Consider the following 13367-nt stretch of genomic DNA (forward strand, 5'->3'; position numbering starts at 1 on the left):
AAGTTGGCACACACGAATTCGAGTACCCCTCCAAACAAAGAAAACGCTTACTCATTATGGAGCAACCGAATCTTACATGGGCCTTACCTGTAAAGCCCCTACCTTAACGTATTAGGCACGCCACACATTTATACATCTGGGCACAACCACCCTACATCCCAAAATAAATCTCTATACTGCTGGCACAAGACCACTCGAAAAAGGAACCTATAAAATAAACACCCCCGGTCTTCACAGGATGCCTATACATCCAATGCTAACCCAGGGGTGTTTATTTTTATTCGTAAGAACGAACCTTCAATACACGCATCACATTCAATACGGCTAGCAATGTTACACCTACATCGGAAAATACAGCCTCCCACATAGTAGCAATACCGAATGCTCCCAGCGTAAGAAACACAGCTTTGACGCCTAGCGCAAATATAATGTTTTGCCATACGATACGACGTGTGCGCTTAGCGATATGGATCGCCGTAACTAGCCTTGAAGGCTCGTCGTTCATGATTACGATATCTGCCGCCTCAATCGCAGCATCCGATCCCAAACCGCCCATCGCTACACCGACATCTGCCAGTGCCAGTACGGGTGTATCATTAATCCCATCGCCTACGAACAAAATTTTGTCGCTCGTTTTTTTACTTGCAGACAACTGCTCGATGGCTTCAGCTTTGTGTTGAGGTAACAGCTCTGCCCGTACTTCATCCAAACCCAGCTGTCGTCCTACAGCCTCGGCAACTGTCCGATTGTCACCCGTCAGCATGATGGTTTTCACCACACCCAACTTTTTCAGTGAAGCAACCGTTTGGGCTGCGTCTTCCTTAACCTCATCTGAAATCAGAATGCACCCAGCATACGTTCCGTCTACAGCCACATGTACGACCGTTCCTTCATCCAGCGTCCCTGCTTGCTGCGCCGCGTTAAAAACCACATGCTCCCGCTCCATCAGCTTGGCGTTCCCGGCCGATACCAGACGACCATCTATTTGTGCCTGAATCCCGTGACCCGATATTTCACTATATTGCTGAACCCGTTCTGCTCTGAGTTCTTTACCGTAGGATTCACGCAAAGACGCAGCAATAGGGTGTGTGGAATGCAGCTCCGCCAAAGCGGCGGTTTCGAGCAAGCTTTCGTTTGTAAAATCTCCGGCAGGATAAATCCCTGTTACACGGAAAACACCTTTGGTGAGTGTGCCCGTTTTATCGAAAACAGCGTATTTCACATGATTCAGAGCTTCAAGATAGTTCCCGCCCTTGATCAGAATACCTGAACGGGAGGCTGCCCCGATTCCCCCAAAGAAGCCCAGTGGAATGGATACTACCAGCGCACAAGGACAAGAAATAACGAGGAAAACAAGCGCACGGTATACCCAATCTGCAAATTGTGCACCTGGCACAACAAGCGGTGGAACAACCGCCAACAACAGCGCTACAATAACCACTACTGGAGTATAGTATCTGGAAAATTTCGTGATAAACTTTTCAGTCGGCGCTTTTTTGGCACTCGCATTTTGCACTAATTCCAAAATTTTAGAGACCGCGGATTCACTAAATTCTTTGCTAACCTCTACCGTTAGAAGTCCGTTCGTATTGATAAATCCACTCAACACACTGCTTCCCGGCTCTACAGTACGAGGCACCGATTCACCAGTCAACGCAGAGGTATCCACATGCGATTTACCATCTATAACTTTACCATCCAGCGGGATCTTCTCGCCCGGCTTAATTACAATCAAATCCCCAATGCGAACGTCTTCTGGGGACACTCTCCGTACGGACTCAGCCGTCTTCAGGTTGGCATAGTCCGGTCTAATATCCATCAGATCACTGATGGACTTACGTGAACGGTTAACTGCAATGCCTTGAAACAGCTCTCCGATTTGATAAAAGAACATGACAGCTACGCCTTCCGGGTATTCCCCAATCGCAAATGCACCCACAGTAGCCAGCGTCATCAGGAAGTATTCGTCAAAGGCCATTCCACGCACCAGGCTGCGCGCAGCCTGCAAGACAACATCACCGCCAACGATGATATATGCCAGTAAAAATAGGGCCAGCTTGCCTACACCTTCGACAGGTAACCACCAGGCAACAGCCGCAACGACCGCACCAATAGCCAAACGCGCAATCATGCGGCGCATACCGTCCGTACCGTGATCATGCGTATGTCCAGCGTGGCCATCATCTCCATGCGAATGTGAATGAGCGTGGGTGGCTTCACCATGTTCGTGCTCTGCATGGTGGTTGTGATGCTCGTGTCCATGATCGCCGTGGTTGTGTCCATCGTGCGTATGGGCTTGCTTGCCATGTGCTCCATGATGATGACCAGCGTGGCTGTGAGCCGCATGTTGCCCGACCTCGTGTGTATGCCCTTCACCTTCACCATCATGCTCATGACCGCATGCACAATCCTCTGTGCTGTCTGACTGTACTGCACCAGCATTGCTTCGGCTGTCTTCACGCAAGCGTCCACGAGCATTTTTTACAACCATTCGAACATGCGGCTCGAGTCTGTGAACCTTCCGTTCAGTCTGGCGAAAAACCTCTTCTTTTTGATCCGAACTTGTGGTCATCGTCAACGTTTTCGTAACAAAATTGACCGAGCAATCCAGGACCCCTTCTATTTTACTGACTCCATTTTCAATCTTTAGAGCACAGTTGGCGCAATCCAAACCTTCCAAAATCCATTCATGCCGTTCCGTTCTTTTTAGAGCATCCATAATCCATCGGCCTCCAATTAACTATATATGAGCAACTGTTCATATATTATTTGTTAAGGCCATTATATTCAGGATCAGGGTCAAAAGTCAATGACTCTAGCCCCTTTTTAACAAAAAAATCGACTTCAACGGACAAACGCCAAAAGAGCGCCAATCACTTGGCGCCCTACTGTTGTTTTATTCCAAAAAATCATTGATGTGATATGTGCTGATGGGTTTGCAAAAAGATCTGCTCCACATGATTATCATCCAGTGAATAAAACACCGTCTTGCCTTCCTTGCGTCGTTTGACAATACGCAGGTTGCGCAAATAGCGAAGCTGGTGGGATACCGCAGATTGTCCCATGTTCAACACCTGGGTCAGATCATGAACACACAATTCTTTTTGTGCCAGGGCATAAATCAGCTTAATCCGTGTCGGGTCACCCAGTGCTTTAAACAGCTCCGACATTTTGTATGCGATGGAATCCTCGACAAGGGAAGATTTTATGCGCTCGATTTCCTGATCTGAACCGTGACAAGCCGGCTCGCAATCCAAAGCTTCCGTTTCAGAATTCATCCTTTTCACCCCGTGTATTTCGACTTGATGCTTCTATTATAGCAAATTCGTAGAGTTTACGAATAGCTTATATTACAGCTTGCCCTGTAACAGAAAACTTCCAAGTTTCAATGCTTGCCTAACACTATAGCTTTACACGACATAAAGCTTAATTCAACGTCTTTAATACTTCATCACTGTAAGGAATAATTTCTTCTATTTGTTGATCACGTAACTTCACCGCAAACGCTGGATCAACCAACAAAGCACGCCCAACCGCAACCAGATCAGCTTCCTCTCGTTCTACTTGCCCCACGAGTTGTTCTAATCTTGCCTCTACACTACTGGATTGATCGGTTTGACGATTATTATTTTTTTCCAAATCACTCAAAAAGGCCTTCTCCAAACCAATCGAGCCCACAGTAATCACTGGCTTGCCTGTTATCTTTTTGGTCCAAGCTGCCAGGTTTAGATCAGACCCTTCAAATTCCGGTTCCCAAAAACGGCGGCTTGAGCAATGGAATATATCCACCCCGGCCTTCACTAATGGAGTGAGAAACTGTTCAAGTTCCTGTGGTGTCTGTGCCAGCTTTTCTTCATAGTGATACATCTTCCACTGGGAGAATCGCAGTACAATTGGGAAATTCGGCCCCACTGCACGACGGCAAGCCTCAATGACCTCCACCGCAAACCGAGTACGCTGGACCAAATTGCCTCCGTATTGATCGGTACGCTTATTCGTTTTGTCCCAGAAAAATTGATCGATTAAATAGCCATGTGCTCCATGAAGCTCAATACCGTCAAACCCCACTCGCTGGGCATCGGCAGCGGCCTGAGCATAAGCGGAGATAATATCCGCAATCTCAGCCTCCGTCAATGGCTCGACCACCTTTTCACCAGCGGGAGAAATACCGGACGGACCGACAGGCAATGCCTCGGGATTCGGTTGATTATCTGCACCTATTTTACGGGCCGTACCCACATGCCAGAGCTGCGGTATAATCTTGCCACCTACCGCATGAACCTCCTCAACTACCTTGGCCCATCCCTCTAATCCCTCTCCATAAAAATTAGGAATGCTTGTGTGCTCCACAGCTGCAGGATGATTAATAGCAGTGCCCTCCGTAATAATCAATCCAACTGCATTTTCCGCACGGCGACGATAATACGCGGCCACTTCAGGCCCTGGAATACCTTGAGGAGAAAAATTCCGTGTCATAGGCGCCATAACAATCCGATTGGGAAGAGATAAATTACCTGCCTTAAAAGGTTTAAACAGTAATTCTGTGTTCATTAATTTTTCCTCCGCTCTCCACTAGTATTATCGTTTTCACTCTACTGTTATACAATTCCATTTTACACATATGTAAACTTGAGTTCAAGAAGCCACAGTTTTATTTTTAATAAGCTACACAAAAAAAGAAGAAGCGGCTCTAAGTCCGCTTCTTCTTTCCTAATTCGTTTTTACTTGAGTGATTTTGCAAAAATCCTGTTATTAGTGTGCTACCATGTTGTATTCCATAATCCATACAGAACCACCAACAATGGTCAACAGGATAACTACCCCGAAAATCAAAGTCATGACATTCCAGCGTGGTCCATTGCTTTCACGAATGTGCATGAAGAAGAAAAGCTGAACCAGAAATTGCAGCACTGCCGCGGCTAAAATAACAACCATGGTCGAAGTGCGGCTCAACATATGATTCATAACCACACCGAGAGGAATGATGGTCAGTACGATGGACAGAATAAACCCGATAACATAGGATTTCACTGAACCGTGAGAATCATCATGACCATGCGAACCCGCTCCTGTTTGATGCTGTGCCATCTACATCACCCCCATCAAATAGACGACTGTCAGCAAGAAGATCCAGACAGCGTCCAAAAAGTGCCAGTACAAGCTCAATGCCGAAACTTTGCCCTTCGTCTCTGGTGTAAGCCCGCGTTTCTTCAACTGGAACATGAGTCCAATCATCCAAACCAGACCTAACGAAACGTGAAGTCCATGCGTTCCGACTAAAGTGAAGAATGCCGACAAGAACGCGCTGGTTCCAAAATTGGCTCCTTCGTGTACCAACTCAACAAACTCGTAAACCTCAAAACCGATAAAACCAAGACCCAGGATCGCCGTCACGATTAACCAGTTAATTAATCCCTTCATGCTTCCTTTGTTCATGGCCAACACAGCCAGACCACTTGTGAAGCTGCTCGTGAGCAAGAGGAACGTTTCAATAATAACGCCCGTCATGTTAAACAGCTCTGCGCCACCCGGTCCTCCGGCTGTGTTGTTCCGAAGGACGACGAAGGTTGCGAACAAGGTACTGAACAGGATTACGTCCGTTACGAGGAAGATCCAAAAACCAAGCATCTTCAATTCTTGCGGATCGTGATGCCCGTGGTCATGATCATGGCTTTGGTGTGCTGCTGCTTGTGCCATTATACAGACCCCCTTATTGCCGCTTCCGTGCGTTTTACTTCATCCGCAGGGATATAGTAGTCGCCATCATAGGAGAAGAACGAACGGCAAATCATACAAATTGCCACACCGATCAACCCTGGAATATAGAAGAACGACCATCCGAATACGAACCCGAAACCTGCAATGAAAAAGAATACCGACATAATGAATGGAATCGCCGAGTTCTTCGGCATATGAATCGCTTCAATTGGCGGTTGCTTTCTGAAAATACCTTTTGCACGTTTATCTTTTTCTGCCCACCAGTCATCACGTTCTTCTACTTGTGGAATGGTAGCAAAATTGTACTCCGGTGCAGGTGAAGGAATCGACCATTCCAACGTATGGCCACCCCAAGGGTCGCCTGTTGTATCCTTCAGCTTACGATAATTCTTGATGCCCAGAAGAATTTGAAGAACCTGGAACAAGAAACCAATCCCCATCAGGAATGCCCCAACGGTCGAAACGAGGTTAAGCGGCTGCCAGCCGGTATCCCAGCCATAAGTGCTCAGACGACGCGTCATACCCATCAGACCGAGAGAATATTGCGGAATAAAACATACATAGAAACCGATGTTCCAGAACCAGAAAGCCCATTTACCAGGCGTTTCAGGCAATGTGAAACCGAACATTTTAGGCCACCAATAGTACAGACCTGCCAAGTAACCGAACACTACACCACCAATCAGAGCGGAGTGAAAGTGAGCGATCAGGAAGTAACTGTTATGGAACTGGAAGTCAGCAGGCGCTACAGACAACATGACGCCCGTCAAACCAGCAATCAAGAAGTTAGGAATAAAAGCAATTGACCACATCATAGGGGTCTTGAATGTAATCTTACCCCGATACATGGTGAACAGCCAGTTAAATACTTTAACCCCTGTTGGTATTGCGATAACCATCGTCGAAATCGCAAAGAATGCATTAACATCTGCGCCTGATCCCATCGTGAAGAAGTGATGCGCCCAGGTGAAGAAGGACAAGATCGCAATAATGAACATGGCGTAAACCATGGACTTGTATCCAAACAATTTCTTTTTGGAGAATACACTGATGACCTCGGAATAAATACCGAAGGCAGGCAAAACTACAATGTATACCTCAGGGTGACCCCACATCCAGATCAAGTTGATATACATCATCGGGTTACCGCCGAAATCAAGCGTAAAGAAGTGTCCTCCTCCAAAGCGGTCAAGGAATAGCAAGGCTAAAGTAACCGTCAGAATTGGAAACGCGAAAATGATAATAACACATGATGAAAATACGGACCACGTAAAGACAGGAATCTTCATCCAAGTCATACCAGGTGCACGCATTTTAATGATAGTAACAATAAAGTTGATCCCTGTAGCCAATGAACCTATACCCGAAATCTGAATACCCCAGATATAGAAGTTCTGACCAACGCCGGGACTAAATTGCATTTCTGAAAGCGGTGGATAACTCAACCAACCTGCATCTGGCGAACCGCCGATAACGAAGGACAGGTTGAACAACATCGCTCCCATAAAGAAAAGCCAGAAGCTCAATGCGTTCAGGAAAGGGAACGCAACGTCGCGCGCACCAATTTGAAGTGGTACGGCAATGTTAAACAAACCAAACATCAACGGCATCGCCATAAACAAGATCATGATCGTGCCATGTGTTGTAAAAATCTGGTTGTAATGCTCAGGATGCAGTAGTGTAACATCCGGTGTAGCAAGTTGAACACGCATCAATAATGCATCCACGCCTCCGCGGAATAACATCAAGATGGCCGCAAGAATATACATAATACCGACTTTTTTATGGTCAACGGTAGTCAACCAGTTTTTCCAAAGCCAGCCCCATTTTTTGAAATAAGTGAGCACAAACACGATCCCGATCGTTGCTAGTGCGATGGAAACGTCCGCTCCATAGATCATCGGGTCTCCAGTAACGAAGAAAGTGGATGCAAACTCTTTTATTTTGTCAAGCATTGGGGGCCTCCTTCCCTGTAATCATTTAATGGTGTCCGCTCATATTCATATGACTCATGTCCATTGCAGCTTCATCTTCTGTATCGGACTTGGAAGAACCTTCTGTGGATGTGTGTCCGCCATGTCCAGCATGCGGGTTAGAAGCACCATCCACTACATACTTGCTTACAATGTCTTGGAACAAGCCATCTGGAATTGAAGAATACTCATCAGGTTGGGACAAACCTGGTTTTGCAAGCGCCAAATAGCCGTCTTTCGTCAGCGGCTTAGACTGCTTCTTGATGTTAGCGACCCAGTTTTTGTACTCTTCATCCGACTGAACCTCTACATCAAAACGCATTTGTCCAAAATGCTCACCGCTAAAGTTTGCACCCGAACCAAAGTATGTTCCTTCGTGGTCGGCCTGCAAATGCAGTTTCATTGCCATGCCTGACATGGTGTAGATCTGACCGCCCAATTGCGGAATCCAGAACGAGTTCATCGGGGCGTCGGCAGTCAGTTCAAAACGGACTGGAACACCTTTAGGAATGTGAATTTCATTGACTGTAGCAATACCTTCTTCAGGGTACATAAAGAGCCATTTCCAGTCCAGTGAAGTCACTTGAATGGTTACTGGCTTTTGTGTACTTGCCAACGGCTTGGAAGGCTCCAGCAAGTAGGTATATCTCGCAGTTATAACCGCAAGAATGCAGATAACGATGATTGGAATAGCCCACCATACGGTCTCCAGCTTTTTGCTGTCATCCCAATGAGGTTGGTACTTGGCTTTGTTATCCGGTGCGTCGCGATATCGCCAAATGATGAAAAAAGTCAAAATCATGACCGGTACAATCAGCAGTGCAGCCATAGACGTTGAAAGAATGATCAGCTCTTTTTGTGCTTGCCCAATAGGTCCTTTTGGATCGAAAACAACGTATTTTCCGCCAGCATAAAAACACGTCCAAATGAGCAATGCTACCGTGAGCACGGTCAAAACCAACGCAATAATCGCTTTTGGTTTTTTGTTCATGTTGTTCCCCTCTCCTTAAATAATAAATTACTCAAAACTTACGAACTCCTGTAATGTTGCCCTTATATAAGATAGCAGAAAAGCGGCCACTTTTTTTATTGTTAACAGAATTGTCGATTATTTGTCCGTTTTTTGTGAAAAACATCTCTAAAAATAAAATTTCTCTTGCAAATTCAAAATTTCTTATTAATACAAAGATGACATAATAAAAACGTTATTTGTGTATCTTAAAGAAGTTATATTAAAGAAAAAAGGGGACTCCTTACAGTTATCATCCTACACTGCTCGAAGCCCCACATTGTTGTTTTCGGTATATATTGCTTTAAATCATTTTTAAATTGTATTAACTGCGGCCGTTTTCCTGGTCTTCCTTCTTGCGTGCAATGACAAATGATTTCCCAACTAGAAAAATAAAAATCCCGGCAACAACGCAGCCAATACCTGTCATTAAATATATATTTCGATCAGTTAAATTACCTATATCAAGCAAAATAAGGATAATTCCTGCAATACAGGCGATCCAAGCGATAACAGATACCGTGCGGCTCATTTGGTTATCATTTGATCCTGATTTCCTAACATTCGAAGCCATACCCTCCACTCCCTCTGGTTTAAAATGGTTTAAAACGCCCTCGTCAGGTATTTTTTTCAGTATGCACACTTCTTATTTTTTTATTCCTGCTGTCTCTACATACTTGAAACAACCTGCATTCATCTTGGTTATTATTACCCCAGAGGGCCTCCTATTCAAACAAAAGGGAGCAGAGACAGGCGTAAATCTGCTTTATTTTCAAAACATCTCTTCGTTTAACGTCGGGTCTCCAACCAGTTATTACTTACTACATTTCGATACCAATAGTAACTTTCCTTCGGGGTGCGGACCTGTGTGCGGAAATCGACATGAATCATGCCAAATCTCATATTGTATCCCTCTGCCCACTCAAAATTGTCCATAAGTGACCATGCCATATATCCTTTGACATGAAGGCCGTCATGAATAGCCCGGTGTACCTGCACCAAATGCTGCTGCATATACGAAATACGACGGTCATCCTGAACCTTGCCATTCACGACATCATCGTTGATGCAAGCCCCATTCTCTGTGATATAAATATCGAGGTTACCGTATTTTTGCAAATAATGCAGTACCTCGTACAGCCCACGCGACTCCACTGGCCAACCGATATCCGTTACAGGTAGCCCCATATTGATTTCTTCAGATTGAAGGAACCCGGCTTCAGGATTAAAACGATTAACTGACATAGCATAGTAATTGATACCGATCATATCAATAGGCTCGCCGATAATATCCATATCCCCATCCTGAATAGGCACGGTGGCTCCCTGCTCCGCAAACCAGTCTACCAAAAACTGAGGATACGAGCCTTGATAAATAGGTTGAAGAAACCAGTCACTGTGCAGGGAAATGGTGCGCGCACAAGCGGCTTTATCTTCCTCAGATGTGCTGTAAGGAACAGCCCAGGAGACATTGGGAGCGATACCGATCTGGCCACTGGTGCCCAGCTCGCGGAAGCGGCGCACAGAAAGACCATGCGCAACTAGCAAATGATGTCCTACATCAATGGCTGTCTGAAGATTTGTCAGACCCGGGGCATGAACACCCAGCATATTGGATAAAAAGGCGATGCACCACGGTTCATTGAATGTTAGCCATTGGTGTATTTTACCGTGAAACTCGCGGAACATCGTTTCTGCAAACTGGACAAATGCTTGAATCGTGCGACGATTCTCCCAGCCTCCAGCATCCTGAAGCGCTTGAGGCAGATCCCAATGGTACAGTGTACAAAACGGTTCAATCCCATTTTCGTTCAACAAATCGACTACGCGATGATAATAGTCCAATCCTTCTTGATTGACTTCACCGTCACCATTGGGAAATATACGCGGCCAGGACACTGAAAAACGGTATGTACGAATGCCCAGCTCCTTCATTAGGCGGATATCTTCCTCGTAGCGATGATAGCTGTCACAAGCTACATTGCCGTTATCACCGTTGAATACTTTGCCAGGCGTATGGGCAAAGGTATCCCAGATCGACAAACCTCTCCCATCCTCCTCATAAGCTCCCTCGATTTGATAGGCTGCCGTCGCGGTCCCCCACATGAAGTCCTGCGGAAATTGAAAAATGGTCATTATGTCTCTTCCTCTCCTTTAATTATAATCGTATGTCCGTTCGTTATTTCCTGCTCTTTGGTAAAAATCCATGACAAAATGAATCCTCCGTACTCAGGATCAGGCAGAGCCTGACGAGCATCTGCGCTAAACGGATGTGCACTGCGAATCGTGCAGCTTCCTGCTGAGATGGATGTGGCCAGTTCAGCACGGACAAGCCGGGAACAGGACCATTCCATGCCAACCGTCATCCCGCCATGTCCCTTCAATCCACTGACCCGTCCCTTCGACCAGGCCGTTGGTAGGGCAGGCAGTAACGTCAGTTCTCCCGGACGGCTTTGTAGCAGCATTTCTGCGATCCCCGCCGTCGCACCAAAATTACCGTCGATCTGAAAAGGCGGGTGTGCGTCGAATAAATTAGGATAGGTCGATCGCGACAGCAACGTGCGAACATACCTGTGTGCGGCATCGCCATCTTCCAGCCGAGCGTACAGGTTAATCAACCAGGCACAGCTCCATCCGGTGTGCCCACCACCGTGATCAAGCCGTCGACGCAGCGATATACGGGCCGCCTCAGCCAGCTCCGGGGTATCACGGATGTGAATTTGTCGACCGGGGTACAACCCATATAGATGCGAGACATGCCGATGCCCAGGCTCCGCTTCCTCAAAATCGACAAACCATTCCTGTAACTGACCGTGACGGCCAATTTGATAGGGCATTAACCTGTCCCGTGTCTCCTCGCAACGGTTGCGGAACTCATCGTCTAATTCCAGCAGGTCCGCAGCTTGAATGCAGTTACCCAACAGCTCCCGAATCAGCGTCATATCCATGGTGGAGCCCATAGATATACTGCATTCCTCGCCGTCCGGCGTTTTGAATTTATTTTCAGGTGATGTGGATGGGGATGTCACAAGCCAACCCTCCGGGCCTTCCACGAGCCAGTCCATGCAAAAGGCTGCCGCCCCCTTCATGAGTGGATAAGCTTGTTCTGCCAAATAGGCTGTATCCAGGGTAAACAGATAGCGCTCCCATAGATGGGCGGTCAGCCATACACCCCCAAGCGGCCAAAACGCCCAACTGGCATGGCCCCCTGAAGGTCCAGCGTATCTCCACACATCTACATTGTGATGAGCTGCCCACCCTTGAGCACCATAATGGATGGAGGCTACCCTCCGTCCCGTGCGGGCAACTTCTCCAATCATGTGCAGCAATGGTTCATGGCACTCGGCAAGATTGCATACCTCGGCGGGCCAATAGTTCATCTGAGCATTGATATTGGTTGTATAATTACTGTTCCACGGCGGCTGCACCCGGTCATTCCAGATGCCCTGAAGATTGGCAGGCTGACTCCCCGGACGCGAGCTGCCCATGAGCAAATAGCGGCCATACTGAAATAACAGCACCTCCAGCCCCGGGTCGTCCTGACCTTTCTGATAACGTTCTAATCGCAGATCGGTCGGTAGAACGGAGTCGTCGGTTAAAGTATCACCTCTCAGTTCTAATACAACGCGGTCAAACAGCTTTCGGTGATCCTGTTCATGGCGTTGCCGCACCTGCTCACTTCCCAGCGAAATTGCTCCGTCTAAAATGACTTGACATGCTTCTGCTGACTCCGTTGCATCACTATTCGGCATAGTGTGAAATCCCCGAAATCCGGTAGCTGCTGCCAAATACACCGTGATTTTATCCGCGCCTGAGATGATCAGTGCTCCATCAGCACCCTTCGTCAAGGTTCCTCCCTCGGGAATAACCCTCGCCTGAACTGCAAAAGCCATCCCCAAATCATTTTCATAAACAACAGACTGTGGATGATCGCCGTGATAATTAGATTCCACATGACTGGGCGCTCGTCCAGTCAACGTAATAAAGTCCCCGGACGGCTCCTCGGATGGAGCGTCCTCCTTATCGCTATCCCATTTGGATGAATCACCAAAATGTATATCCTCTCCAACCTCGTCTTCACAAGGATGGAGGGAAGTGATGCGCACGGATGCATGGATCTTCCCAAGCTTATTCGCAGTCAGTGACACCATCATGACTCCATCTGGCGCACTGGCGATAACTTCACGGGTATAGCAGACTCCAGCACTCTGAAAAGTGACCGCTGCCGTTCCGGTCAGCAAATCCAGTTCCCGTTCATAATGTGCAATTTCCCCTAGGCCCTCCTGCGTAATCCACAAATCTCCCAAAGGCTGATAGGCTTCCGTATCGCGACCTAGCATATTCGCATTAATCAGTTGTTCCGCTTCCTTGTATTTTCCATCTGCAATCAGCTTTCTGACAGGCTGCAAATATCGCAATGCATCATACTGAACGCCGTCTCTGGGAAATCCGGACCAGAGCGTATCCTCGTTTAATTGCAAATGCTCCTCTCTGATTCCGCCAAATACCATAGCTCCCAGCCTTCCGTTACCGACTGGCAATGCTTCCTCCCATACCTCAGCAGGCTGGCGATACCATAAACGCAGGGACTGTGGTCTTTCGCTTTTCGTCACATCAAACCCTCCCCTATCAAGATCAAACAGAGCGCTAATCCCGTATGGACCACA

At 47.0% G+C, this 13367-nt stretch carries 10 protein-coding genes; all 10 read right to left on the bottom strand.

The genetic code is table 11. From position 1 onward, the window contains the following. Window positions 1-277: 277 nt before the first annotated feature. Window positions 278-2719 (bottom strand): heavy metal translocating P-type ATPase, encoded by a 2442-nt coding sequence (locus ACM1ND_RS22720; RefSeq protein ID WP_069080518.1) that lies wholly within the window; start codon window positions 2717-2719, stop codon window positions 278-280. Window positions 2720-2909: 190 nt separating this feature from the next. After that, on the bottom strand, window positions 2910-3278 hold the full coding sequence (locus ACM1ND_RS22725; RefSeq protein WP_007432172.1) for an ArsR/SmtB family transcription factor: 369 nt from the start codon (window positions 3276-3278) through the stop codon (window positions 2910-2912). Window positions 3279-3426: 148 nt separating this feature from the next. After that, the gene (locus tag ACM1ND_RS22730; RefSeq protein ID WP_023990325.1) at window positions 3427-4551 is read right to left on the bottom strand and encodes an NADH:flavin oxidoreductase; all 1125 of its coding nucleotides are present in this window, start codon (window positions 4549-4551) and stop codon (window positions 3427-3429) included. Window positions 4552-4752: 201 nt separating this feature from the next. Beyond that, window positions 4753-5088 (bottom strand): cytochrome o ubiquinol oxidase subunit IV, encoded by a 336-nt coding sequence (gene cyoD, locus ACM1ND_RS22735; protein ID WP_023990326.1) that lies wholly within the window; start codon window positions 5086-5088, stop codon window positions 4753-4755. Beyond that, window positions 5089-5697, bottom strand: coding sequence for a cytochrome o ubiquinol oxidase subunit III (gene cyoC / locus ACM1ND_RS22740; RefSeq protein WP_023990327.1), 609 nt, complete (start codon window positions 5695-5697; stop codon window positions 5089-5091). Next, window positions 5697-7673: a cbb3-type cytochrome c oxidase subunit I gene (locus ACM1ND_RS22745; RefSeq protein ID WP_023990328.1), complete on the bottom strand. Its 1977-nt coding sequence runs from the start codon at window positions 7671-7673 to the stop codon at window positions 5697-5699. The genes cyoC and ACM1ND_RS22745 overlap by 1 nt, the downstream gene beginning before the upstream one ends. 25 nt (window positions 7674-7698) lie before the next feature. After that, window positions 7699-8682: a ubiquinol oxidase subunit II gene (cyoA, locus tag ACM1ND_RS22750; RefSeq protein WP_023990329.1), complete on the bottom strand. Its 984-nt coding sequence runs from the start codon at window positions 8680-8682 to the stop codon at window positions 7699-7701. 343 nt (window positions 8683-9025) lie between these two features. Beyond that, the gene (locus tag ACM1ND_RS22755; protein ID WP_013311984.1) at window positions 9026-9274 is read right to left on the bottom strand and encodes a hypothetical protein; all 249 of its coding nucleotides are present in this window, start codon (window positions 9272-9274) and stop codon (window positions 9026-9028) included. A gap of 215 nt (window positions 9275-9489) precedes the next feature. Then, complete coding sequence (locus ACM1ND_RS22760; protein WP_023990330.1) at window positions 9490-10836, bottom strand: GH1 family beta-glucosidase; 1347 nt, start codon at window positions 10834-10836, stop codon at window positions 9490-9492. Next, a complete protein-coding gene (locus ACM1ND_RS22765; RefSeq protein ID WP_418026592.1) occupies window positions 10836-13313 on the bottom strand; it encodes a glycosyl hydrolase family 95 catalytic domain-containing protein in 2478 nt (825 codons plus the stop codon). The genes ACM1ND_RS22760 and ACM1ND_RS22765 overlap by 1 nt, the downstream gene beginning before the upstream one ends. Window positions 13314-13367 lie beyond the last annotated feature (54 nt).

The sequence above is a fragment of the Paenibacillus sp. JJ1722 genome (assembly GCF_048282685.1).
Taxonomy (GTDB): Bacteria; Bacillota; Bacilli; order Paenibacillales; family Paenibacillaceae; genus Paenibacillus; species Paenibacillus polymyxa_B.

Excerpts from the sequence above, each read along its gene's own strand:
- ACM1ND_RS22720 (WP_069080518.1), bottom strand. The coding sequence starts at position 2,719 with ATGGATGCTCTAAAAAGAACGGAACGGCATGAATGGATTTTGGAAGGT.
- ACM1ND_RS22725 (WP_007432172.1), bottom strand. The coding sequence starts at position 3,278 with ATGAATTCTGAAACGGAAGCTTTGGATTGCGAGCCGGCTTGTCACGGT.
- ACM1ND_RS22730 (WP_023990325.1), bottom strand. The coding sequence starts at position 4,551 with ATGAACACAGAATTACTGTTTAAACCTTTTAAGGCAGGTAATTTATCT.
- cyoD (WP_023990326.1), bottom strand. The coding sequence starts at position 5,088 with ATGGCACAGCATCAAACAGGAGCGGGTTCGCATGGTCATGATGATTCT.
- cyoC (WP_023990327.1), bottom strand. The coding sequence starts at position 5,697 with ATGGCACAAGCAGCAGCACACCAAAGCCATGATCATGACCACGGGCAT.
- ACM1ND_RS22745 (WP_023990328.1), bottom strand. The coding sequence starts at position 7,673 with ATGCTTGACAAAATAAAAGAGTTTGCATCCACTTTCTTCGTTACTGGA.
- cyoA (WP_023990329.1), bottom strand. The coding sequence starts at position 8,682 with ATGAACAAAAAACCAAAAGCGATTATTGCGTTGGTTTTGACCGTGCTC.
- ACM1ND_RS22755 (WP_013311984.1), bottom strand. The coding sequence starts at position 9,274 with ATGGCTTCGAATGTTAGGAAATCAGGATCAAATGATAACCAAATGAGC.
- ACM1ND_RS22760 (WP_023990330.1), bottom strand. The coding sequence starts at position 10,836 with ATGACCATTTTTCAATTTCCGCAGGACTTCATGTGGGGGACCGCGACG.